This is a genomic window from Sulfurimonas sp. (assembly GCF_041563495.1).
Lineage (GTDB): Bacteria > Campylobacterota > Campylobacteria > Campylobacterales > Sulfurimonadaceae > Sulfurimonas.
This window is the reverse complement of sequence record NZ_JBFFMZ010000005.1, coordinates 86300-111915: the sequence shown is the minus strand read 5'-3', so window position 1 is coordinate 111915 and position 25616 is coordinate 86300. Positions and strand designations below refer to the sequence as shown.

General features: G+C 36.1%; 20 protein-coding genes. 7 read left to right on the top strand and 13 right to left on the bottom strand.

Translation table 11 applies throughout. The annotated features are described in order from the left end of the window. Complete coding sequence (polA, locus tag ABYK18_RS06800; protein WP_373035901.1) at positions 1-2715, top strand: DNA polymerase I; 2715 nt, start codon at positions 1-3, stop codon at positions 2713-2715. A 1-nt stretch (position 2716) separates the two neighbouring features. Here the strand turns inward: polA and ABYK18_RS06795 are convergent, their stop codons facing one another. The 3 genes from ABYK18_RS06795 to ABYK18_RS06785 form a co-directional block, all read right to left on the bottom strand. Continuing rightward, positions 2717-4888, bottom strand: a complete 2172-nt coding sequence (locus ABYK18_RS06795) for an EAL domain-containing protein (RefSeq protein WP_373035900.1) — start codon at positions 4886-4888, stop codon at positions 2717-2719. A 66-nt stretch (positions 4889-4954) separates the two neighbouring features. Next, positions 4955-5203, bottom strand: a complete 249-nt coding sequence (locus ABYK18_RS06790; protein ID WP_373035899.1) for an EscU/YscU/HrcU family type III secretion system export apparatus switch protein — start codon at positions 5201-5203, stop codon at positions 4955-4957. Then, positions 5200-7143 (bottom strand): flagellar hook-length control protein FliK, encoded by a 1944-nt coding sequence (locus ABYK18_RS06785; protein WP_373035898.1) that lies wholly within the window; start codon positions 7141-7143, stop codon positions 5200-5202. Before ABYK18_RS06785 ends, ABYK18_RS06790 begins: the two co-directional genes overlap by 4 nt. 85 nt (positions 7144-7228) lie before the next feature. Here ABYK18_RS06785 and ABYK18_RS06780 point away from each other — a divergent pair, with 85 nt between their 5' ends. Further along, a complete protein-coding gene (locus ABYK18_RS06780) occupies positions 7229-8440 on the top strand; it encodes a PAS domain S-box protein (RefSeq protein WP_373035897.1) in 1212 nt (403 codons plus the stop codon). After that, positions 8430-9104, top strand: coding sequence for a response regulator transcription factor (locus ABYK18_RS06775; RefSeq protein ID WP_373035896.1), 675 nt, complete (start codon positions 8430-8432; stop codon positions 9102-9104). The genes ABYK18_RS06780 and ABYK18_RS06775 overlap by 11 nt, the downstream gene beginning before the upstream one ends. A 29-nt stretch (positions 9105-9133) precedes the next feature. Here the strand turns inward: ABYK18_RS06775 and nosZ are convergent, their stop codons facing one another. The 8 genes from nosZ to ABYK18_RS06735 all read right to left on the bottom strand — a co-directional run bounded on the left by nosZ (position 9134) and on the right by ABYK18_RS06735 (position 20617). Further along, positions 9134-11728: a Sec-dependent nitrous-oxide reductase gene (gene nosZ, locus ABYK18_RS06770; RefSeq protein ID WP_373035895.1), complete on the bottom strand. Its 2595-nt coding sequence runs from the start codon at positions 11726-11728 to the stop codon at positions 9134-9136. Between the two features lie 20 nt (positions 11729-11748). Continuing rightward, positions 11749-13032, bottom strand: coding sequence for a cytochrome c (locus ABYK18_RS06765; RefSeq protein ID WP_373035894.1), 1284 nt, complete (start codon positions 13030-13032; stop codon positions 11749-11751). A gap of 150 nt (positions 13033-13182) precedes the next feature. Then, positions 13183-15741, bottom strand: coding sequence for an ATP-dependent helicase HrpB (gene hrpB, locus ABYK18_RS06760; protein WP_373035893.1), 2559 nt, complete (start codon positions 15739-15741; stop codon positions 13183-13185). Positions 15742-15752: 11 nt separating this feature from the next. After that, entirely contained in the window at positions 15753-15881 is a 129-nt protein-coding gene (locus tag ABYK18_RS06755; protein WP_373035892.1) for a hypothetical protein, read from the bottom strand. A 2-nt stretch (positions 15882-15883) separates the two neighbouring features. Further along, a complete protein-coding gene (locus tag ABYK18_RS06750) occupies positions 15884-17596 on the bottom strand; it encodes a nitrite/sulfite reductase (RefSeq protein ID WP_373035891.1) in 1713 nt (570 codons plus the stop codon). A gap of 68 nt (positions 17597-17664) precedes the next feature. Next, positions 17665-18366 (bottom strand): anaerobic ribonucleoside-triphosphate reductase activating protein, encoded by a 702-nt coding sequence (locus ABYK18_RS06745; protein WP_373035890.1) that lies wholly within the window; start codon positions 18364-18366, stop codon positions 17665-17667. Next, a complete protein-coding gene (gene nrdD, locus ABYK18_RS06740) occupies positions 18329-18481 on the bottom strand; it encodes an anaerobic ribonucleoside-triphosphate reductase (protein WP_008339701.1) in 153 nt (50 codons plus the stop codon). Before nrdD ends, ABYK18_RS06745 begins: the two co-directional genes overlap by 38 nt. Positions 18482-18508: 27 nt before the next feature. After that, a complete protein-coding gene (locus tag ABYK18_RS06735) occupies positions 18509-20617 on the bottom strand; it encodes a ribonucleoside triphosphate reductase (RefSeq protein WP_373035889.1) in 2109 nt (702 codons plus the stop codon). Between the two features lie 122 nt (positions 20618-20739). Here ABYK18_RS06735 and ABYK18_RS06730 point away from each other — a divergent pair, with 122 nt between their 5' ends. The 3 genes from ABYK18_RS06730 to ABYK18_RS06720 all read left to right on the top strand — a co-directional run bounded on the left by ABYK18_RS06730 (position 20740) and on the right by ABYK18_RS06720 (position 23701). Continuing rightward, entirely contained in the window at positions 20740-21186 is a 447-nt protein-coding gene (locus ABYK18_RS06730; protein ID WP_373035888.1) for a hypothetical protein, read from the top strand. 2 nt (positions 21187-21188) lie between these two features. Next, entirely contained in the window at positions 21189-21740 is a 552-nt protein-coding gene (locus ABYK18_RS06725; protein WP_373035887.1) for a thiamine phosphate synthase, read from the top strand. A 98-nt stretch (positions 21741-21838) separates the two neighbouring features. After that, positions 21839-23701, top strand: a complete 1863-nt coding sequence (locus ABYK18_RS06720; protein WP_373035886.1) for a methyl-accepting chemotaxis protein — start codon at positions 21839-21841, stop codon at positions 23699-23701. Here the strand turns inward: ABYK18_RS06720 and ABYK18_RS06715 are convergent. Further along, positions 23691-23987: a hypothetical protein gene (locus ABYK18_RS06715; RefSeq protein WP_373035885.1), complete on the bottom strand. Its 297-nt coding sequence runs from the start codon at positions 23985-23987 to the stop codon at positions 23691-23693. The two genes, ABYK18_RS06720 and ABYK18_RS06715, sit on opposite strands and share 11 nt — an antisense overlap. A 138-nt stretch (positions 23988-24125) precedes the next feature. Between ABYK18_RS06715 and ABYK18_RS06710 the strand changes: the two genes are divergently transcribed. Next, positions 24126-24320 (top strand): hypothetical protein, encoded by a 195-nt coding sequence (locus tag ABYK18_RS06710; protein WP_373035884.1) that lies wholly within the window; start codon positions 24126-24128, stop codon positions 24318-24320. A gap of 5 nt (positions 24321-24325) precedes the next feature. On the opposite strand, the gene ABYK18_RS06705 is transcribed toward ABYK18_RS06710, so the two are convergent. Next, positions 24326-25564, bottom strand: a complete 1239-nt coding sequence (locus ABYK18_RS06705) for an NAD(P)/FAD-dependent oxidoreductase (protein ID WP_373035883.1) — start codon at positions 25562-25564, stop codon at positions 24326-24328. Between the last annotated feature and the right edge of the window lie 52 nt (positions 25565-25616).

The window sequence follows — 25616 nt, the reverse complement described above, 5'->3', positions numbered from 1 at the left end:
ATGAGCAAAACGGTTACAATTATAGATACATTTGGTTTTTTCTTCCGTAGTTTTTATGCACTCCCACAACATTTAAAAAACAAAGATGGCTTTCCAACCGGACTTTTAACAGGTTTTACGAATTTTATATCAACTTTGCAAAAACAACATGACAGTGATTATTTGGTATTTGCCATTGACAGTAAGGGTGATACTTTTAGAAATGAGATAGACCCAAATTATAAGGCAAACCGTACGGCACCACCGGAAGAACTAAGTATGCAGCTTCCAATAGCCATAGAGTGGATAGATAAGATGGGTTACAAGACACTTGGTCAAGTAGGTTTTGAAGCCGATGATATTATTGCAACGGTTGTAAAGTATGCAAAAGAGAAAAACTATAACGTCAGAGTCGTTTCTCATGACAAGGACCTTTACCAGCTAATAGATGATGGACGGGTTGTAGTCGTAGATGCCATAAAACGAAAGAGCATGGACGAAGATGCTTGTTTTGAGAAGTATGGTATTTCTCCAAAGCAGTTTATAGATTATCAGTCTATTCTTGGAGACAGTGCAGATAATGTACCAGGTATCAGGGGTATAGGTAAAGTAGGCGCAGAGAAGCTTTTAAAAGAGTATGGTAGTCTAGACGCAATATATGAAAATATTGAGTCTATAAAAGGTGCAAATCAAAAAAAACTTATAGAATCAAAAGATAATGCTTACATGTCAAAAAAGCTTGTTACCTTAAGAGATGATGTCTTAGATGAGTTTGATTTTGAAGAGTATAAAATGGATATCGAGCATCCGTTTTTAAATATCTATGATGAACTTGTAAAGTATGAACAAAATGCTGTTCTTAGAGCTCTTCATGCTAAAAATATGATAAGTGATGAAAAAAAAGAAGAAGCAGAAGTTAAACTTAAAGATGTCAAAGAGAGTAATAATCTTGATTTTAAAGCTACACTTATTACAGACTCAAAAGAGTTAGATCAGATTTTAGACACTTTAACAGCTCAAACAGTCGTAGCTTTTGATACTGAGACAACAGGACTTGATTATGAAAAAGATAAGCTAGTCGGTTTTAGTTTTTGTTTTAATGATTCAGAGGCGTATTACGTGCCGTTTGCTCACAACTATTTAGGAGTACCTGAACAGATAAGTGAACAAGATGCTGTAGTTGCTATAAAAAAAATATTTGGCTCAAAAACAGTTGGACATAACATTAAATTTGATCTTCATTTTGTAAGCAGATTTTTAAATGAAGATAGTTTAAATGTCTATGCGGACAGTATGATTTTGGCATGGCTTATAAATCCGGAAAGTGCGCTAAGTCTTGATAAACTGAGTGAAAAACTTCTAGAGCATACAATGGTAGCATTTAAAGAGACTGTAAAAAAAGGTGAGACTTTTGCAAGTGTTGAACTTGAAGATGCAGCCAAATATGCAGCTGAAGATGCTTACATAACTCTAAAGCTTTTTAATCTCTTCAATGAAAAACTTCGTTTGCAAAATGCAGAGCATCTCATAGAAGAGTCACAAAAAGTAGAGGTGCCTTTCATAATTACTCTTTTGGATATGGAAAAAGCCGGTATAAAAGTGGATGCAGAGTTTTTAGAAAAGTTTTTGGTAGAAGTAAAAGAGACTTTATCGGATTTGACCAAAAAGATATATGAACTTGCGGGAAGCGAGTTTAACATCAACTCCACAAAACAACTTGGTGTTATTTTGTTTGAACATCTAGGATTGCCGGTAGGTAAAAAGACAAAGACAGGTTACTCAACAGATGAAAAAGTACTAAGTTCTTTAAAAGACAAGCATGAGATAATCTCTTTTCTATTAGAATATCGAGAAGTCTATAAACTATATTCGACATATATAGAACCTCTTATAAAACTTTCTCGTGAAGATAAAGACGGCCGTGTTCATACATCTTTTGTTCAAACGGGAACAGCAACGGGAAGGCTTAGTTCCAAAAACCCTAATCTTCAAAATATTCCTGCAAGAAGTGCTCTTGGTCTTAAGATAAGAGAAGCATTTGTCGCACCTGAGGGTAAAAAACTAATCGGTATAGATTATTCGCAGATAGAACTGAGACTTCTGGCGCATTTTTCACAAGATTCCGTTTTGGTGGATGCATTTAAGGAAAATAAAGATATTCACTTACAGACTGCAATAGCACTTTTTGGCGAAGACGAAGCACCAAATAAAAGAGCAATAGCAAAAACGGTAAACTTTGGACTCCTTTACGGGATGGGGCAGAAAAAACTCTCTGATACATTAGGCATCTCAACAAAAGAGGCCAAAGAGATCATAGAAAAGTATTTTGAGTCATTTTCAACGGTAAAAACATACTTCAGAGCTATTGTAGATAGTTCTAAAGAGAACGGTTTCATAGAGACTCTGCTTAAAAGACGCAGATATTTTGACTATGAAAATGCCTCTCCAATGTTTAGGGCTGCTTACGACAGGGAATCAGTAAACAGTGTGTTTCAGGGAAGTGTGTCTGATATCATTAAACTTTCTATGAATAAAATAGCAAAAGTTATAAAAGAAGAAAAACTAAATGCCAAAATTCTTTTACAAATCCATGATGAATTGATCTTTGAAGTAGAAGCCGGTGAAGCACAGATGCTTGGAGAGAGGTTTCAAGAGATGATGGAAACTATATATGAGTTAAACATCCCACTCAAAGCCAGCCTGAATATAGGTGACAACTGGGGTCAACTAAAATAAATCAGGACTGAGTGTTGCTCTTTAGTATTGGTTCGGGTTCACAAAATAGATAACCTTGTGAATACTCGATTCCCAACTTATCTATTATCTTTTGAACTTCAATATTATGCACAAACTCTGCTATACAAGGGATATTTGCATTTTTAGCAAAAAATACTATAGCTTTTGTTATCTCATAACTTTTTGTATTTTTGTAGATATCTTTAATGTATTTGGCATCTATCTTTAAGTAGTCAATATCCAAATCAAGTACTCTCTCAAAATTAGAATATTCAGAGCCAAAATCATCTATAGCTATAGAGTAACCTCTATTTTTTAGCTGGGTAAGCTGTCTTACATGACTTTTCTTACCGTTAGCACTGATTCCCTCTAATATCTCTAAAATAACCCGGTTACTTGATATCCCGTACTCTAGCTCTTTTTCATTTAGATACTCTAAAAGGTAATCTTTACTTAAATCATCTTCAGCGATGTTGATAGAGAATGTGTAGTTGTTAGAAGCCATAAATTCAAAACTTTTATCTATCATAGCTTTTGTTATTTCTGGAAGCAGACCGGATAAGCGGGCAGGCTCTAAAAATTCATAAGGAGAAATTATTTCTCCATCATATTCTATTCTTGCAAGAACTTCATACTTTGTTATCTCTTTAGTCTTGTTGTTTCGTATACCTTGAAAGTAGGGAATTACTTTGCCTTCATTCAGTGCACTGTGTAAAATATTATTTAGTGCTATAAAGGTTTCTCTTTGTGAATGTCCGATGCTGTCCGCATCTTGATTGAAAATATATAGGTTGTTTTTTCCATTTTCTTTAGCCTGCTTAAGAGCAAGGGCACTGTTTCTTAGAAGATTATTGATTCCTTGTGCGGCGCCATAGGTGAAAGATATATTTAAAGTAATATTATCTATTACAATCTCTTTGTTGTAGAAGTAATCTTGTATATCTTCAGTGATATGCTTCATATCCACATATTCATCAAAAAGAAGGGCAAACTCATCGGAGTTAATTCTGCATGTACTCTTTGTATTAAATTGATTTTTAAGTATATTTGCAAGTTTTATAAGTAGCTTATCACCGACTTCAAATCCGTAGGCAGTGTTTATGTAACTAAAGTTATTTACGTTAAGAAGTAAAAGAGTTTTTTCTTTATCCGTATTTAGCAGAAGCTCAAGCTGTATTTTATTACAAAGTCCTGTCAATGAGTCCTTATACGCCATGTTTTCTATCTTTTTTTGCGTATTTTTAAGTTCTGTAAGGTCACTAAATACAGCAAGGTAGTTATAGTTTTTATCGTGGTCGTCGTATAAAGAACTGATACTCATCCATTGGATAATTTCAGTGCCGTCTGCTCTATGGTTGATTATTTCTCCTGCCCACTTTGACTCATCGTGTATACTTTTCCACATCTGGGCATAAAATTTTTCATCGTGTTTTTTAGAAGAGAGTATATTTGGATTATGACCAAGGACTTCCTCTTCTGTATAACCGTAAATATCTTCAAATGCCTGGTTTACTTCTACGATTTTATTATGCTCATTTGTTATAATCATACCGTCTGCGGCGTTTTGGGCAGCGGCTGCAAACAGTTTGACGCGTTTTTCTATGTTCTTGTTTTTAAGTATGATATTTACAATCGAAGCGGATGTTTGAAGCAGTTTTTTATGAAATGGAGCAGGTGAGCGCTGCTCAAAAGAAGATAGGGCAAAAGATCCTATTGCATTGTTGTTTTCATCACGAATCGGCATAGACCAGCATGCAGAGAGATTAAAATCAACTGCAAGTTTACGTAAATCTTTCCATCTGGGGTCGGTAAAAGTGTCTTGCACATACTGAGGTTCATTGTGAAAAACTGCATTTCCGCATGAGCCTCCGCTAGTCCCGGGCTTTAAGTTTGCCAGGGCATCGTGACCTACTTGAGGTACGGACGGAGCAGACAGTACATTCATTAGGCCGCTGCTTTTATCAATAAGCATAATAGAAGCTACAGAGTTAGGAAGTAAACTCTCTGCTAAGGTACATAAGTTCGTTAGAATATCTGTACAATGATCTCTTGAGGCGATCATATCCAGTATAGTCTGTTGCATCTCTAGAATGTCAGTGTATTCCTGTGAAGTAATCGGTACTTCATCAAGTGAAATATCCCTTTTAGAATTACAAGAAAATTCTTTTGTCATAATAGCTTCTTATATAAATTTGGTTATGAATTCTATCTGAATAATGTAAATTGTATGTTAAATGGTCTATTTATTTGTTGTTTTATAAATAAAACTAAAAACTTCGGCGACAGCTTTATACAATGCGGCGGGAACTTCTTTGTCAATTTCTACTTTTGAGAGTAGTTCAATAAGATCTTCATCTTTTTTTATCGGCAGATTATGAAGCTCTGCAATCTTTATGATGTTTTCTGCACTTTTACCTTTCCCTTTGGCAATAACCCTGGGTGCAGATTCTTTTTCTGTGTTATATCTTAGTGCTGCTGCTTTTCTCATGCTTTTATCTCAAACCCCACATTTATGTTATCAGAAGAACTTTCATATGAAGATGCGGGAACTTTTTTGCTTGCATCCAGTAAACGTATCTCTCTTGGTGTTATGTGAGACTCTATAAGTGCTGAGCGAAGAGAAGGAATGTTCTCTTTTATAATCTTTTTAAACTCTTCGTTGTCTGAGTGTATCTGTATGTTTAGCTGATTTTCTTCATAGAGAACCAGTCTGAGACTTAACTCTCCATACTCTTTTAGTTTTAGCTCGATATCGCAGTAAAACTTATCTTCTTCAGCTTTTTTGATGTTTATATTTCCTTTTTCCAAGGCATCCCATGAAAATGGCAGATAAAGCAAAGATGAGTTTGAGAGATGTGACATAAGCTGATAGTAATCTATTTGCAGAGCAAGTTTATCGAGGTTTTTAAGTATCTCGGCTTGGTTCGGATACGAAGATTTTGCTATATCGTTTTGAGTATTTAAAATGAGTGCTTTAAGGTCATTTGCAAGTATCTCTTTTATATTGTTTGAAGAAGAGAGCTTCTGTGTGCCGTTCATAGAACTCAGTTTATTTAAAAGCAGTCCGACTTCTTTTGAAAAAAGAGGATCAGCTTTATTAATTGCAGATTTTAATGAGAGCATCGCATTTTGTACTTCTTGAGGCATCTTTGTGTTGGCAAACTCTTTTAAAGAAGTGTTTGAATTTAGTTGCAGTATCTTTGCCAAAGCATCCATCAGGCCCTTTGCTTCGCTAAGGGCACTTCTGTTTAACACTAAAGTGAGTTGTCCCATTGTATCTTGTATGGCTGATAGTTTGAAGTTCTCAGGAGTTAGTAGTTTTGCCTGCATCTGATGTTCAAGTTTATCCAGCAAAGTTCTAACTCTCTTAGTTGTTGCTACATCGCCTTCTTTTAGGTTTGTCTGTAAGGTATCCATAATCTTTTCGATGCCTTTTGCAAGTAGAGATAAAGCTTTTTTATCATCTGTAGCAGTTTGTGTAAGGGAAGTGTTGGAGGCATTTTTAAGCGTTTCGCTATTTAACATTGCATCTATATGTTTTGCTAAAGATTTTACAGGATATATAGAACTTTTTTCTACCAAAGACTGGAGTGACTTTAGAGTCTCTTTAAGCTCTAGCTGCGGGTTTTGTGCATTTTTAAGTTTTGATTCTAAAAATATACCGGAATCTATTATCTTAGATTTTAATTCCGTACCGCTGCCGAGCTGTTTTATATCTCCTAAAAACTCTTTAAGCACTTTTTCTATCGGCAGAGGAGCGTTTGTCTTCTCCGATGTTGTATTGCCGAGTGCATCTTTTAAGCTTGACAAATCAATGTCTTTGATGTTTGATTGCAGAGTTGTCAGGACTTTTTCAATTGACTTGCTCAGCTGTGCCAATGATTGGGCTGATGCAGCGGAAGATGAGTTTTTAAGTGCTTCGTTATTTATGAGGTTTTTTATCTCCGAACTTAAAGACTTTACAGGAAATGAAGAGCTTTTTTCTACTACGTCAAGAAGTGATTTGAATGTACCTTTTAGTTCGCTTTGTGCATCTTGTGTTTTTGAGCTATGGGTATTAATATTTTTTTCACTAGGAGGCATATCGCTGAGTTTTTTCATCTCAGAGATAAATTTACTTAAAATTTTCTCTATCGGTAAAGCCTCTTGACCTGCTTTTAAAGAGCTTAATAACTCTTTTATAGTGGCAGAAACATTGCCAAGCTCTTTAAGTGTAGGGTTGTTTTTTAGCATCTGCAAAAGCACTTTGTCAGAGGCAGAATTTTTTGAGGTTTCGCTTAAGAGTGAGCTTACAACCGATCCAAGGTCTTTACTCTTTGTAATTACTTCAAGCTCCTGCGGTGATGCACTGCTGAGAACTTCTTTTAAAGCTTTGTTTGTATTAGGTAAAATAATGTCAAGTTGCTTGTTGCCTGAGATCTTAATCATGGATTAGTATAGCATCTATCTATTGAAAATATCAATACTTCCATATATCAAGTTCATCATAAATATGCTGTGATATAATCATATCATGTTAAAGCAGTACAAAGAAGCCATTGAAAAAAGCAATATCATCTCAAGAACGGATGTTAATGGAATCATAACATTTGTAAATGATGAATTTTGCAAGATCTCAGGTTATTCAAAAGATGAACTTATCGGTAAAAACCATAATATCGTAAGACATCCGGATGTAGATGCTTCAAAGTTCAAAGCGCTTTGGGATACTATAAATGATAAAAAAATATACAAAGACACTGTTAAAAACCTAGCAAAAGACGGCTCTACTTTTTATGTAAATACAACCGTCATCCCTATCTTGGATAAAGACGATAACATTGCCGAATTTATCGCCATTCGTTACGATGTCACAAAAGAGGTCTTTTATAAAGAGCAGCTTTTAAAAAAAGAAAAAGAGCTAGAAGAGCTGAACAAGACTCTTGAACAAAGAGTTCAGGATAAGACAAAAGAGCTGGAAGAGTTAAATATTACGCTTGAGCAGCGTGTACAAGAAGAAGTCTCTAAAAATGAAGAGAAACAAAGGGTGATGTTTTTACAGTCTCGTCAGGCAGTTCTTGGTCAGATGCTTGCAAATATTGCCCATCAGTGGAGACAACCGCTAACAGAGTTAAATCTTGCAATGTTTAGCATGAAAAAAGCGGCTATAAATCATGAAGCACAAAAACTGAATGAGCTTTATGATGAGAGCAAGAACATCATCAAAAATATGTCTGATACTATTGATGACTTTACAAATTTTTTTAATCCCCAAAAAGAAAAACATCCATTTAATGTATGTGACAGCATCAATGAGTCGCTTAGCCTTTTAGACAAGATGCTTGATTCTGAGATGATAAGTGTAAAAACAAATTTTCAAGAGCTGAGAGTTCTTGGCATCTCTAATGAACTCAGCCAAGTAATCATAAACCTTATAAAAAATGCAAAAGATGCTTTTGTAAGTAACAGTATTCTCATAAGAGAGATAAGTATAACGACAAAAAAAGAAGAGGAGTTTGCACTTATAGAAGTCAAAGATAATGCAGGCGGCATCTCTAAAGAAAACATTGAAAATATTTTTGAACCGTACTTTACTACAAAGCATCAAAGCAAAGGAACTGGTCTTGGTCTTTTTATGTCCAAGATGATTTGCGAGCAGGGTATGGATGGTCATTTAGATGTTATAAGTAAAAAAGGTACCACGACCTTTAGTATAAAAATACCGCTGGTAAGTCATGAGAAATAAGTCGTTAAAAAACCTGCGGGTGCTTCTGGTAGAAGATGAAGAAAACATTGCAAGACTTCTAAAGGGTGCCATAGGAGACAGCTTTCATAGTTTTACTATTGCCAAAGACGGTAAAGAAGGTTTAGAGAAATTTATACAGATATCACCTGATATCGTTATAACAGATATCAATATGCCTCGCCTTACGGGTCTGGAAATGGCAGGAGAATTAAAGAAATTCAATCCTAACGTACCCGTTATCATTCTTAGTGCTTTTAGCGAGCGAGAAAAGCTTTTCAATGCGATAGACGTGGGCGTAGCAAAGTACTTTTTAAAACCATATGACCCTGATGAGATACTTGAGTATATCTCAAGCATTGCAGATGAACTTGGCAGTAAGACGGTGGAACTTTGTGACGGTTTTAGTTTTAACAAGACGACACACGCTCTTTACAAAGAGTCAAGGTTTGTAGCCCTTTCTAAAAATGAGAAGAAGTTTATAACACTGCTTGTAGAAAACGAGAACACTATCCTAGACGATGAGACTATAAAACACAGTGTATGGGGCGAGAGTGTTAGTGATGAGAGACTCAGGACTTTTGTTAGACGTCTTAGAAGCAAGACTTCAAAGACTCTTATCATTAATATTAAGGGTCTAGGCTATAAACTCAGGTTTTTTTCTTAGTTTGAGTAATGCAACATTATTAAATATTATCAAAATAGGTCAGCATTTTCATCTATCCATTTAAAATATTCTATAATATCCTTAATCTCCTGATCTTTCATATTTTGATTAGGCATTTTTAGATTAAAAAACTCAATCAACTTCTTCATATACGGTTCGTGAAATTTACTTTTAGGATTTTTAATATACTCCGCAACCCATTGTTCTGCATTTCTATGCCGTTTTAGAACACCTATTAAATTTGGACCAGAACTGACTCTTCCTATAACATGACATCCAGAACATCCTCCTTCACGAAATGCTTCTTCTCCTCTTTTTGCTTCTTTTGATTTTGATGTAGCTAGAGTAGCTACAAGAAGGTCTTTTGCTCTGATAGCAGAATCTGCAGTTTTAATCATGTACTGCCACACCATATTTTCAAAAAGAACCGCATTCTCTAGATTATTCTTGTTATATGCTTTTGTAGCTTTTTCTCTTTGAGAATTAATCTTTGCATATTGATCTTTCGCATCGTTTACAAGGTTGTTGATTGTGGGATACTTAGTGTAATCTCTATCTTTTAAAAATGTAAATAATGACTTAATAACACGATCAGTTGCCTTGTTGTTAGCTGTAATTTTTTTATATTCTTTTTGTAGCTCTTTTGTGGACAATCCTTTTATTTTAGTTTTTTGAATCCATTCATAATTCTTATTTGAATCTTTAACCAACATATATCCCATCATTTCAATGTGCAAAGCGGAACAAAATTCTGTACAGTAGTATGGAAAAACCCCCTCAATATCCGCTACAAAGTCTATTTGGACTGTTTCTCCCGGTTCCACAGAAGCATGGATGTCATGATGATCAATAGTAAAACCGTGTGTCTCATCTTGAGCTCGTTCTACATTAGTGATATACATCGTGACTTTATCTCCCTTGTTTAGAGTGATATGTTCAGGATTGATATGAGAGCGCACCATGGTTGAATAAATATACACATGATTTCCTTTTCGCTCAATTCTTTCTTCACCAGCGAGTGTTTTTCCTACGTGAGGTTTTCCCGTTTTGGAATTGCTTCCCATATTGTATCTGACCTCGGGGTGAATCTTACTTGCTCTGATTGAAGCAGCCTGATGCGGTTCTCCAAGTGGAACAGGCATATCATAAAGAAGCTCCATCTTTTTTTTACCAATTTCTATAAGCTGATTATTTTGTGGATGCAATGGTCCTACTGGCAAAAATCTGTCAATGGAGAGTTTATTGAGAGCAATAAGGTATTCTCCCTGTGGATCAGCTGATTTACCTTCCATAGCTTCTAGATGACCGACATTGTAATGTATGTTGACTCTATCTATAAGTTTTAAGCGCTTGTAATCCCATTTTACAATTTGAGAATCCACATACAAAGAACTATAAACTATACCATCCTCTTTGCCAAAAGTATTGTGTAAATGTCCAAGCCCAAGCTCTAGCTGTCCATACAATGATTTTTTCATATCTAAAATCGGTATGCCATAGAGATCCTTTCCAACATACTCTTTATTTTTTATTTGCTTTAAAATTTTTTTAAAATCATAAACAGATGCGTGAGTATCTAATTTACCAGAAACTATAATATATTGACCATCTGGGGTTACATCAACTCCATGAGGAGATTTATTTTCGGGAATTAAAAAAAGTGCATCGTTTTTAATAGCTATTTCTATGGGCACTATTTTGTGACCATTGATTATTTTAAAATTTTTCTTATCTTTGACTAACTCTGCTAATTTTTTCCAATTATATACATGTAAAAAGTCTGTATCATTACGACTACACCCAGCTTCAAATGGAGGAAGACCTTTTTCTATGCCTCCTGTATAAAGTTCAGAATTAAAGGAGTTTGTAAATGCCCAACCATTTGAAATACCCTTACCTGTGTCTGTTAAATCTTGCATATAAGGAGGGAGTTCAAGAGTAAAAGAATCTTTTTTTAAAATCTTTCCTTTTTCTTTAGCAAACTTCCAAAATGTTATTCCTCCTCGATAAACATCGCTATAAGCTTCCATAGGATAATAATCATTTGTAAATGGAGCCGCATATTGGCAAGATTCTAGTATGTACTCTGTATTAGGGGTAACAAATGCACCTCCGTGACTTGATTTAAAGATGGGATTTACTACAATTTGAGAAGTTTCAAAGTATTGTAAATCAATTACAGCAATTCTAGCATTTGCCTTATCGTTGATAAATAGATATTCTCCATTATACTTTCCTTCTGTTTCAGAAAGAGCAGGGTGGTGTGTATCTCCCCAATTAATCTCTCTTCCTCTGATATTCCCTTGTCTTAAAATTTTTTTTGAGTCAGTATCGAAGCCATACCCTTGCCATGGTTCTGGGGTAAAAACAGCAATATATTTTAAAATTCTCATGGAGGGGATACCATAAACCAATACTTGACCAGATTGTCCTCCACTGGCAAAAGCATAATATTCATCATGTTTACCACTTGGGTTATAGACTTTAAGTGCTGCAAGTGCATCTTTTTCAGTAAGTCCGCGTTTTTTCATTATTTTTTGAAACTCTGATTCGGCTACCACAGTCTGTGTCATAATCAATAGAACTATTACTACATTACAAGCAATTTGTAAACATTTTTTCATTCTCATTTCCTTGGCTGTGTTTATTGATCTTTAAATGTTGCAATCTCTTCGACAAGTTCTTTCATATCTGTATCTGATAAGTACTCAAAAACAGCTATATGCATCTCGTCTTCACTCGCTTTAAGATTGAGTGTTTTTTTTGTTAATTCATCTTTATTCAATTCAACAAGTTTGGGTCCTATATTACCTTCTCCGCTGGCTCCATGGCATGGAGCACAATTGCTTTTATACATTGTACTTACCTTGAATTTTCCAACAGATCCAGCTCTGTTTTCCAATGATTTTATTTTTGTTTCTTGTTCTATTCTTTGATTTTCTCTCTCTTTTAGAATCGCCTCTTTTTGTTCTTTTGTGGAGTTGGATGTCTCTGTAATGGTTAGTGGTTTAACTTTTGAAGAATTGATTAGAGTAGAAATTTTCCCTAAAGTATCTACTTCGATATCAGTTTTTAAAACATGTGCACTCACTCCTATCCCCACCAACAAAGTAATAATAAAAATATAATGTTGCAGAGGTGTTGCTTTTTTTGATGGTTGTTTTTTTAGTGATTTTGATTTAAGCCACCATGCTATTAAGGAGAAGATACTAATAGCTAACAACACCCAAAAACCAACGACAGGATAGGCATGTGTTGTAAATTGTGCTACTTTGCCATCACCCAATATAACAGGAGTAAATGGTTTAATAGTGATAGCTCCCGCATGAAGATTATGTCCAAACCAATAAAGCCAATAAGAATATATTCCTAAAAATATAAAGGGTAAAAGTACAGGAATTACCATAAATCGGTTAACCCATTTATTGTCATAAATAATAAAAAGCATAAATAGCATCGCTAAGAAAATAAGTGCATAAGGAGCAAGAAAACTTTCGTATACTCCTCCTCTTTCCATGCTAGCCATGCCTACATAATGATTAATAGTATTCATCTCATGAACTTCTCCGCTCAAACCATCAAAATGGATATATACGGGAAGTCCATATGGAAAAGCTTCTTTAGGATAGTTAGGTGCCTCTAAAGAAAAATTCCATATCGGCAGTGATGGCACTCCTATCTCTTCAGATATTTCAATCATTTTTTTTAGGTTGCCTCTAGCTTCCTTTTGAGTATTGATACCAATATATTTACCTTTTTGATAAAAATTCCAAATTGGATAAACATATGAAGGAATATTTTCAACTTTATTATCTTTGATACGCTCCAATGTCCCATTAAAACTTACCGAGGGTATGATAAAGCCATACGTTAAAAGTATCAAGGCAATGCCGGCAAAGACCTTTGCCATCAAAGAACTAATATTCACAAAAACTCCTTGTATGAAAATTATATCAACTATGTTGTAAAGAGTATATTAATAATTAAATTCTTGAAAGTATGTTGCAATGACGCTAAGCACTGTTCTTAAAAGCTTTAATGCAGATTGTATGGGGCGAAGATGTAAGTGATGAAAAACTCAGGTTTTTCTCTTAGTCTTGTTTGTTGCCTGAGCCGTTAGCGGGTCATTCGGCCAGTAGTGCTTTTTGTACTTTCCTCTTAGCTCCTTTTTTACTTCGTCATAAGTGTTTGCCCAGAAACTTTCCAAGTCTTGCGTTACCTGCATAGGTCTGGATGCAGGAGAGAGCAGGTGGATCATCAGTTTTACTTTGCCATTCATTACCGTGGGTGTGGTTTTCGTGCCAAACATCTCTTGAAGTCTTACTGCAAGAACGGGTTTTTGTGCATCTGAATAGTCAATGTAGATATTTGAACCGCTTGCGACTTTCATCTTGGCAGGTGCCAAAGCATCTAACTCCTGCATCTGCTCCCATGTCAGTAAGCCTGAAAGTATGGAATAAAGGTTTAAAGATGCAAGAGACTTTAGTGAGTTCTTGCCATCTAAGTAGGGGAGTAACCACTCTTGCATCGTCTCAAGCAGATGCTCATCACTAAAGTCTGGAAATTCACAACTCATTTTAAGAGCCTTGTGAGCGTTTATAAAGTTTACCCTATCTCTGAGACCAAGAGAGTCTTTTGTCCATGCCAGAGAGTCTAATCCTGCTTCTTTTATGCCATTTAGTAAGACTTTTGAGACTTCTTCGTTTGAAGAGCTTTGCATCTGAGTCTCATCTATGACAATACTTCCGAGATAGCTTTTTTTTCTGGATTCGACTCTTTGAAGTTCAGAGTTCCATAAAACACTCTCTTTTGTTTGTATGTTATCAGCCAGATAAAGTTCTATTTGCGCTTTTGTTATGGACGCTGCTTTGTAGATGAGAGCATTTTGCCCCAGGGCACCCTCTCTGGCTACGCAATTCACCTTGTCACTTTTTGCATCCAAATCACAGACAACTAAATATGCGGAGTCAAACAGTTCATGGTCTTCTTGATGCAGATAAGCACCCTTTTTGTTTGAAAGAAGATATGAGCAACTGTTCTTCTCTCTGCGTTTTGCAACTCTCTCAGGGTAGGCTAGAGCGAGCAAAACACCAAGCATCTCCAAGTTGATATCGCTCTTTTGTTTTTTCTCAATCTTGGATGCACTTTGAAGTAAAAACTTGCACTGTTTTATGTCTATGTGAGATGCGTTTATGGAGATGCCGCAATTTACTTCGTGTAAAACAGAGACTCTTTCTCTAATGTCTGAAGATTTGTACGCTGAGGTGTAGATGTCTTTTTCTTGTATTAACACACAAAGCAGAGACGCTTCGTATGAGAGTCGCATCTCTTGGGCTTTTATTGTCATGTGGGCAAGGCGCGGATGCATACCAAAAGATGACATCTGTTTGCCGTGCGCAGTTATTTTGCCTTTTGCATCTGTTGCTCCGAGTTCAAACAAAAGCTCTTTTGCATGAGTCATAGCAGCCTCAGGCGGTAAATCCATCCATTGAAGCTCACTTATCTCTTCATTTCCCCAAAGAGAGAGTTCGAGCAGCATCTGAGTCAAGTCTGTTGAGAGAATCTCAGGTTTGTCATGTTTTTGAAGTATCTTGCCCTTGTGCCAGAGACGGTAACATTTTCCTGCACTCAAACGCCCAGCACGACCCGCTCTTTGAGTGGCCGAATCTTGCGAGATAAAAGAGCTTTGAAGTCTGTTCATCCCGGAACTTGAGTTAAAAACAGAAGTGTTGGCAAGACCAGAGTCTATGACTATTTTGATGCCCTCAATAGTCAGACTTGTTTGTGCTATGTTAGTCGATAGGACTATTTTTCTTTTGCCTTTTGGCGGTGCTTTTATGGCTTTGTCTTGCTCTTCTTTGGATAGGTTTCCATAAAGGGCGGAGACAAAAACAGCGGAGTTGTTAGTCTCTTTTAGCATTTCAGCTATGAGCATCTGAGTCTTTTTAATCTCAGCCATTCCAGGCAAGAATACAAGTATGTTACCATCGTCACTTTTTAAAACATCAGTTATAAGTTTAGATACAAAATATGGAAGTTCTTTTTTAGTCGGCTGAGTGGTCTTGGCATCCAGATAAACGTTCTCAACCGCAAAACTGCGACCTTCGCTCTCTATAAGCGCAGCATTGCCAAGAAGCTCACAAATTGCATGAGTGTTTAGAGTAGCTGACATAACAAGCAGTTTTAAATCTTCTCGTATTAATGCTTGAGACTCAAGTGAAAGTGCCAAAGACAAATCCGCATGGATGCTTCTCTCATGAAACTCATCAAAGATTATTAGGGCAACGTCTTCCAAACTAGGGTCGGCTTGGAGTTTTCTGGTTAGGATTCCCTCTGTGACTATGAGTATCTTTGTATCTTTACTTTTAAGAGAGTCCATTTTTATCTGATAGCCAATCCTTTGACCTACCTTTTCACCCAGAAGTTCCGCCATACGGGATGCACAGGAACGAACAGCCAAACGACGAGGTTCTAGCATGATAATGATTTTATCTTCAAGCCAAGGCTCATCCAAAAGTGCAAGAGGAAGAACCGTACTCTTTCCAGCTCCAGGAGGCGCTTGAAGCACAAGACGGTTGGAAGTTAATAGCTCAGATTTTACCTGAGGCAGGACTTGGTTTATGGGTAGGTTTTGCATGTGCAATTATACTAGAACTTTAGAACGTTTGTTTTTGCTCCGACACTATTATGTTTTCCATCTCCATGAGCATTAACACGAGCCGACACACAACCTGAGAAAATAAGAATGGTTATGATGCTAATGGTTAGTGTTTTCATCTCTAACGAAAGTTAACTCTGTTTATCTTCGGTTTGTAAGTAGGGTCTTCTCCCTCTACTGTCCACAGTTTTTTAGCCATAGCACTGACTGAGTGAGAGAATTCTTCATCTATAGGTTCTAAGAAGTCCACATCAGCGAAGTTTGTTTTAAGCAGGTTCTTTTCGTACTCAAACCCTGAACCTTTTGGTTCAAGTTTTATAGCTTTTTTAGTTGTCAGGTTTGCAAGTACCCAAAGTGCCAAGAACTCTTCAGAGAACTTGTTTAAAATGGCATCTGAGAACTCTTCAAAGTTACTGTAAGCGCTGAGTTCGTAGAGCTTGATTATGAGTTCAAGCGTCTCATGCAGATGCACTAATGGAACCATGGAAAAAAGCATACGACCGACACTTTGTCCCGTAGTGTGAACTGCACCTATGAAGATTCTAGCTCCTCCGTCCGTGTCACCGAAGTTGTTAGTCTTTAGACCGACCAGACCTATGTCCGTATGTCTGTGTCTTCCACACCCTTTTATACAGCCTGAAAAACCGATTGTGATGCCGTGCTGGGCTATTTTAGATAGAGGCAGATATTGTGTCTCGTTTTTTATACTCCAAAATGAGTAAGGACAAAGACTTCCCGCACAAGTGACTATGGTAGAACTCTCTTTTGGAGATGCAAAAGGAGTAGATGCATCTTTTAGACCAAGCAAGTATATGTTTTGGTCAACTCCTATTCTTATCTCTACGTCATTATCAGATGCGAATTTTGATATCTCTTTCATCTCATCCGCATTTAGACGGGCGAAGTCTGTCTGGTAGCAGTAAGAGTAAGTCCCGTCTTTAAGTTTTTCATTTTGTGAGAAAAGTTTTTTATCAAGTTGCAGTTCTCCGCTTGATTCAAACGGTTTGCCGTACTCTTTTTCTACATGAGCTTTTAGAGCGTCGATTCCAATATCTTCTATGAGATAAAACAGACGTGTCTTAGAGCGCGAAAAACGTGAACCGTGCAGGTAAAAGGCTTCTACGAAAGCTTTGAAAAAGTCAAATACTTCCGTCTCTAGCAAAAAGATGTCCGCATCTTGAGCTATCTCCGTGTTTTTACCGCCCATGTAGACATTAAAACCGTAAACATCTCCTTTTTTTGCCAAAGCAAAATACAAGTCATTTGCAAAAAATGATGTTACACTTGCAGTGTTTCCTGATATTCCGATGCTGACACGGCGCGGAAGCATCCCGACATAGCGTGGATTTTTCAAGATGTATTCTTGCATCTGCATGACAATAGGATACGTCTCTATTTTGTTGTATTTTCCGCATCCGTCAAAAACATCTGTAACGATATTTCTGATGTTGTCACCAAAGCTTTGCCAAGTTGTAAGAGAGTGAGAGTTTAGTTTTTTCCAGATTTCTAAAACATCATCGACATCAATGTTATGGAGTTGAAGACCGCCCCTGGCAGTCGTGATAAGAGTCAGGTCATATTCTTCGACTATATCGGCTATATAAGCAAACTGTTCGTTTGTTATTCTTCCTGCTGGAACGCGAAGACGCATAGTAAACTCATCTTCTAAAAAGTCGGTAGTAAAGATACCAAAGTCTTGAAGAAAAAATCTGTCTCCCTCTCCAAGGCTCTCAAAGTCAAGCTCTTCAAACTCTTTAAAGTAGTCTATTGGTCTTAGTCTTGCTTTGTATCTCTCACGTTTGTTCAGCTTTTGTTCTAGCTCTTGTGTCTGCATAAAAATCAACTCCGATGTTTTTAATGCTTTATTTTATCTAATAATTATTATTAAAAAATTGATATATGTTAACGCCAGACAATATTTAGCTTATCTGAGAGAAGTGTTTCATCAAAAGGACTCGAACCTTCACCGATGCCGGCAATGCTCTCTCCAGTGTCTTGAAACTTTTGAATATAGTAGTTTTTGTCATAACCTCTTAAAGTAAGGTCATCTATGATGCTGTTTATGTCATCAGGATTTAGTAAATCAGAGTGCAGGGTTGTTCTTACTTCAAAATCTGTGAAGTTTTGTATGAGAAAATCCAGTGTTTTTGAGAACTCATCATACTTGTTTGAATGGGTGATTTGTGTAAACTTTTCTTTTGGTGCTTTATAGTCCAACGCTACGAAGTCCAAGAGTTCCAGTTCAAGCAGTTCTTTTACTTGTGAGAAGTAAGTTCCGTTTGTGTCGAGTTTGATTTTAAAACCGAGTTTTCTTACTTCTTGGCAGAATTCTACCAAGGTATGTGAGCTTGCTTCTCCGCCTGAGAGTACTACAGCTTCGAGCAGGTTTACCCTTGTCTCTAAAAACTCTAAAACTTCGGCAACAGTATAGCTTCCACTCTTGGCAAATACAATCTCTTTGTTGTAGCAGTAATCGCATCTCATGTTGCATCCGCTAAACCATACTATACAAGCTAGGTGGTCAGGATAGTCAACATGAGTGAATTTTGTTACATCGTAAACAGTCTTAACACTCTGTAAATTGTTTTCTTTGTTTGTGCTCACCAGTTTTCCCTACATTGAAACTTTCAACAGGTCTGTGGTAACCCATAACTCTCGTATATACAATACACTTTTGTCTTTTGTCTTTTAGTAACGCCAATGCTTCATTTTTACTCATAATATTTTCCTTTGTTTTGGTTTTAATTTATGAAACTTCAAGTTTCAGTTTTTCTTGCTCGTGAATCAGTTCATCATCACATTTCGGACAGTACTCGTGTTCTCCTGCAATGTATCCGTGTTTTGGACATACAGAGAAAAGAGGTGTCACAGTGATGTATGGAAGTCTAAAGTTTGAGATAACGTTTTTAACTAACTTCCTACATGCCTCAGTTGAACTGACTTGCTCTTGCATATATAGATGCAGAACTGTTCCGCCCGTATATTTACATTGTAAATCATCTTGAAGAGTTAAGGCTTCAAAAGGGTCGTTTGTTAAATCAACCGGAATCTGAGAAGAGTTGGTATAGTAGATGTTTTTATCCATTCCGGCTTGTAAAATAGAATCACCGTATCTTTTCTTGTCTTCTTTTGCAAACCTGTAAGTTGTTCCTTCTGCAGGCGTAGCCTCAAGGTTGTAAAGATTTCCTGTGTCTTCTTGAAACTCTACCATTCTGTCTCTCATATGGTTTAAGATCTCAGTTGCAAACTCTATGCCTTTTTCCGAACTGATATCAAAAGCATCTGAAGTGAAGTTTCTTATCATCTCGTTGATTCCGTTTACACCGATAGTAGAGAAGTGGTTTTTAAAGCCCGGTAGATATCTCATAGTATATGGAAAAAGTCCTCTGTCATACATCTCTTGGATAAAAACACGTTTTTTCTCTAAAGTGTTTTTCGCATGTTCCATAAGCTGGTCAATGCGAAGCATAAGAGCCTCTTTGTCACCTTTGTAAAGAAAACCAAGTCTGGCCATGTTTAGTGTAACAACACCGATACTACCGGTCATCTCAGCACTTCCAAAAAGTCCGCCGCCACGCTTAAGCAGTTCTCTAAGGTCAAGTTGAAGTCTACAACACATACTTCTAACATGCCCTGGTTTGTAAGCTTCTTCATTAGCTATAAGCTCACCGTTTTTATCTCTTTTATACTGAGAGCCTATAAAGTTTTGAAAGTAAGAAGAACCGATTTTTGCAGTGTTTTCAAAAAGAACATCCGTGTTTTCTCCATACCAGTCAAAATCTTCCGTAATGTTTACGGTAGGGATAGGGAACGTAAAAGGTTGACCTGTCTTGTCGCCCTCAGTCATTACCTCATAGTAAGCTTTGTTTATCTGGTTCATTTCAGGTTGAAAGTACTTGTATGTCATTTCTTCAAGTGATTTACATCCTCTGTTCTTTGCCTCGGCTTCTAACTCACTGTCAAGAAGATTCTTAAAAAGATGCGTCTGTTTAGATGTCGGTATTTGGTCTTTAAGGTCTTCTGGAACAGTCCAGTCGATTGTTACGTTTGTAAAAGGAGACTGACCCCAGCGTGCAGGTACATTTAGGTTGTAGATGAAACTTCTTACAGCCTTTTTAATCTCTTTGTACGGAAGTTTGTCACGAAAAACGTAAGGAGCCAAGTATGTATCAAACGATGAAAATGCCTGAGCACCTGCCCACTCACTCTGCAAGATGCCAAGAAAGTTAGCCATCTGTCCAAGAGCTTCACGAAAGTGCTTAGGCGCGTCACTCTCAACCCTGCCGCGAACACCGTTAAAACCTTCATCTAAAAGTACACGAAGACTCCAGCCTGCACAATAACCAGTAAGACAGTCTAAGTCGTGGATATGATAATCACCGTTTCTATGAGCATAACCCTCTTCTTTAGAGTAGATTTTATCTAACCAGTAGTTTGCTATTACTTTACCAGCAGTGTTGTTTACAAGACCTGCGTTTGAATAGCCAGTGTTAGAGTTTGCTTTGATTCTCCAGTCACTTTTGTTGATGTACTCTTCAATAGTCTGAGTAGAGTTTATGTAAGTAGTGTCTTCATCAAGAAGAGCGTCTCTTTGCATTTTGTGCATATGTCTGTAGAGGATAAAAGAGCGCATTACATCAAAGTATCTGCCTTTGTAAAGCTCTTTTTCTATAGCATCTTGGATATCTTCAACAGCAACAACACGCTTACTTTTAAGACGGTCTAATACATTAAAAAATATAGAACTGTCATAAATAACATGTTCACTCTTGAAAGCTTTTTTTATTGCATCTTCTATCTTAAACGATAAAAACTCTTTGTGCGTGCCATCTCTTTTTAGAATTGTTTCAACCATAGATAATCCCCTTTTAGTTGTTGAGAGAATTTTATAGGAAGATGATTTAAAGAGTTATAATAAAATCTGTCACTTTCGTGTCACTAAAAGCTCTATTAATTGCTATAGGGTATAATTGTGCCATGAATAAAAAAATAGAAAAAGTTTTAGAAATTTGGCATAATCATTTTCTTGACGAAGAAAAACAATATTCTGAGTTTGAGAGTTCAGATATAGAGTATTTTGTAGGTTGTATGTTATACAATCATTTTAATTTTTCAACTGCTCTTGATACTATGAAGACTATAGACTTGTCATATGATTTTTTAAGTTCTTGCGATAAAGAGTATGATGAGATAAAAGATATTATAAAGAGCATAGAATTTGATGATGAGAGAGATTCTATAGCTTTCTTGCAAGACTTCATAGCACAGGCACAGAAGAAGTACAGCGGTGATGAACTCTACTTGTTAAATCGTTTAGCTTATCATGTAAATGGAGTTGCCCAGAGATACAAAAGCGGTGAAGAAGCCAAAAAAGTAGACTTTGTAGCTCCTGTTAAAAAGTCACCTAATCCTCTTTTGAGATAAAGATGGAGAAGTATCTTATAACCTCAAAAGAGTTTTATACAGATATTCCCACCACCTTTCGTGACATCTTATATGAGCAGTTTAAAAAGCACAAACCTACATATGCTCTTTACAGAGATAAATCAAATCCCAACTATGACAATCAAGCACTTTATTTTGTAGAAGTTTGCAAACAGTTTGAAACTATAAAAAGCTTTATACACAGAGATGCCAAACTGGCAAAAAGCTTAGACGCGACCGGTGTGCATCTGACATCTACTCAGTTTGATGAGATACAAACGGCTAAAGAACTTGGCTTGGAGGTTATCATAAGCACACATACTCACGAAGAAGTCTTAAAAGCAGAGTTGCTCGGTGCCGATGCCGTAACATACAGTCCTATCTTTGCATCTCCTGACAAGGGTAAACCAAAGGGCATTGATGATTTAAACAATCTTCTTAAAAAATGCAAGATAAAAGTCTTTGCCCTAGGCGGTATAGTGACACAAGAACATGTCAATAAAATACAAAAAAGCAGGGCTTACGGCTTTGCATCTATCCGTTACTTTTACTAAATATAAATTGTCTTTAAAATATCTCACAAAAAATCACAAGTTTTATTCTGTGTTAATTAAATTTCATTATAATAATAAAAATTAATTGAGGATTTTATATGTTTTTACTGAAAACCTTTAAAGCGCGTCTTATGGCAGTAAGCGTAATGTTTATGCTGTCATTTCTTATTTTAGGTATTTTTTCTTACTTGTCTTCAAAAGACATGGAAGAATTGTCTCAAATAAAATATGAAGTTAAAAATGTTGAAACAACAATACTTAAACTTCGGCGTAATGAAAAAGATTTTCTCTCCAGAAAAACTTTAAAGTATCAGGAAAAATTTCAAAAAAACCATAAGCAATTAGTACAAAGCTTAGAAAAACTCTCTCATGATTTTGAAAAGCATAATATGGAAAAAAAAACATTAGTCGCTCTATTGGATATTGTAAATACATATTCTAAGGATTTTAATCAAATAGTATCGATTCAAAAAATTATTGGTTTAAATCCAAAAGACGGACTTTACGGTTCATTAAGAGATAGTGTGCATAACTTAGAAGATTTACTTAAAAAAGAATCTAACTATAAATTGCAGGTTGATATGCTTATGCTTCGTCGTGCTGAGAAAGATTTTATGCTAAGAAGTGATTTAAAATATCTTAAAAAGTTTGATAAATCATTTGCTAAATTTTTAAAAGATAACGAAGAAGAAAAACTCAATGGTAATGTCACAAACTATTTAAGTGACTATAAAAGAGATTTTTACGCTTTAGTCGATGGATATAAAAAAATTGGTTTAACACCAAAAGACGGCGCTTTAGGTGATTTAAGAGACACCATACATAAAACGGATACTTTACTTAAAAAACTTATTGTAACCGCAGATTTAACTTTAAGTGTAAAGAAAAGCAGTGTACTCAATATTATGACTATAACTTTTGTTATATTGTTGATAGTAATGGGAACATTTACACATGTTATTTCGAGAAGTATAAACAGACAAATAGAAAAAATTTCTAAAGCAATAAATACAATTACAAAAAACAAAGATGTTTCTCTTGCTATTCCTGTAGAAGGGGAAAACGAAATAAGTGCACTGGCTCAAAACTTAAATAAAATGTTCAGTGAGTTAAGAGATACCATAAAAGATGCTAAAAATAGTTCTACAGAGAACGCTTCTATCTCTCATGAACTCTCTACAAGTTCACTTCAAGTAGGTAAAAATGTAGAGACGTCAGTTCTTATTATAAAAGAAGCTACAGAGAAAACCGCAAATATAACTAACGAAATAATACAAGCAGTAGAAAATTCTAAACAAAATAAAAAAGAGATGGTAGATGCAAACAACATGCTCAATGACACAAGAGATGAGATAGTAAATTTAGCAGTAAAAGTTCAACGTACTGCAGAAGGAGAAGCAGAACTTTCTACTAATATAGAAAACCTTGCAAAAGATATGGACCAGGTTAAAGAGGTACTAACAATCATATCTGATATAGCAGACCAAACAAACTTGCTTGCACTTAATGCAGCTATTGAAGCGGCAAGAGCAGGTGAACATGGAAGAGGTTTTGCCGTTGTTGCAGATGAAGTTAGAAAATTAGCAGAGAGAACACAAAAAACACTTACAGAGATAAATGCAACTATTAACGTTATTGTACAGTCAAGCAGTACCGCAAGCGAGCATATGGAGATAAACTATAAACAGATGAATGAGTTGGTTGATATTTTTACAGAGATAGAGACTAAGATAAATAAAACGACTACGATTGTAAACAACGCTACAAAAGCAAGCGATAAAACTGTAACAGATTTTGAAAATACTGGTCAGGGAATAAACTCAATCTCTAAAAGAATTAGCGAAATAAATTCTATATCAACGGAAAATGCAAGAAGCGTAGAAGAGATAGCATCTGCATCTGATCACTTAAATGGAATGACTCAATCATTAACAAATAAGCTAGAGCAGTTTAAAACGTAGAACTTGTTTCTGAGTCTTCTTTTTTAACGGGTTTTTTTTTCTTTGCAAAACCCGCACCCTTTTTTACTTTAGCTTGAAGTTCTAAGGCTTCAACAATAGAGCGAAAATCCATTCCTTCTTTATGCATAGATGCAAAACATGTGATTATCACGGCTATCGTATTTGGCACTTCGCCTTTTTGTTTATAAGACTGAAGGTTCTTCTCACTTACCTTTATGAGTTTGCTGAATTTTGGTAGAGTAATTTCAGCATCTAGCAGTAATTTTTTAAAATCTATAAATGTCATAATAATTCTTTGTAATCTTTTTGTAACCATAATTATAGCAAATTTGTTGACATTGATATATATAAAGTGTATAATCACTATAATTTATTACTAAAAGTAAGTAATAAGTCAAAAACTTAACCTCAAAAGGAGCCTCAAATGGCAAAAGAACTAAAGAAAAAAGCTATCAAAAAAGTTGTAGCAAAAGCAACAAAGAAAGCTGTAAAGAAAAATGTTGTTAAGAAAAAAGATGCAAAGTCTGTAGCAAAAAGCATTGCTAAAACTGTTACAAAGAAAAAACCGGCTAACAAAAAAGCTGCAAAAAAACTTGTAAAAAAAGTTTTAAAAAAGTAGTAGTGTCAGTTTTTTAATTCTCCTGCCAAATAACCGCTGGCAAAAGACCATTGGAGGTTATACCCTCCGCATGGTCCATCTAAATCCATAACTTCTCCGCAAAAATACAATCCTTTTATTATTTTACTCTGCATTGTCTTAGGGTCTATCTCTTTTAAAACTATTCCGCCGCGTGTAATCATCGCCATTTTAAAGCCGTCATGTCCAGCAACGGTAAGCGGTGTCCACGCAAGATAGTTTATAAGTTTTGCTCTTGCTTTGCCTGGAACAGCTTTTAGTTTTGCATCAGGATCAATATCACTTTGCAGGCATAACTCTAAAGCTAGAGGACTTGGAAGCAGGGTAGAGACAAGTTCGTGTATACTCGCATCTTGATTTTTTAGAGCTTCATCTTTTAGATGCTTTGTTATCTGCTCTTCATTCATCCCTTTTGTAAGGTTTAAGATAACAGGTACTTCGCCGTATTTGTCTATAAGAGGAGTTATCTCCCTTGCAAAGTCCAGGACGACGGGACCTCTGATGCCGTTTTTTGTAAAGATAAGGTCACCGTAGGCTTTCAGTTTTTTATGTTTTTTCATATCTACGCGAATTTCTACTTTTGGTATGGTGTCGGCACGACAATTTTGAACCCATGTCTCTTTTGTGCGGAGTGGCATCATCGCCGGATGCAACTGAGTTGTTTTGTGTCCAAGCTCGTGAGCAAGTGAGTAGCCGTCACCCTCAGCACCCAAAGCCGGATAACCTAAACCTCCTGTTGCTATGATGACATTTGGAGCTGAAAATGACTCAGTTGATGTTTGTACACCGCTTACATGATTGTTTTGGCTGAGTAGTTTTTCAACTTTTTGTGAACATAAAACATCGATGCCGAGTTTTTGCATCTCAAGCGTGAGTGCCGAGATTATAGTAGCAGAGCTGTGAGAAGTCGGAAAGACTCTAAAGCCGTCAGGGGCATGAGTCTCTACTCCTATTTCATCAAAAAATCTTATTAGGTCTTTATAGTCAAATCCATTTAGAGCATCCTGCATAAAACGGCCATCTCGTCCGAATTTTGCCATAAACTCTTCATTTGAGAGAGTGTTTGTAAGGTTACAGCGACCACCTCCCGTAGCACGGAGTTTTGCGCCTATTTGGGAGAGTTTTTCCAAAAGAAGAACATTTTTAGCATCTCTTGCAGCCTTTATGGCAGCTATCATTCCTGCCGCACCGGCTCCGACAACGATAAGATCATAGTTTTTTGACAAGAGACGTCCTCTGGGTTTTAGCGTTTTAATAGATGCAATTGTAGTATAATAA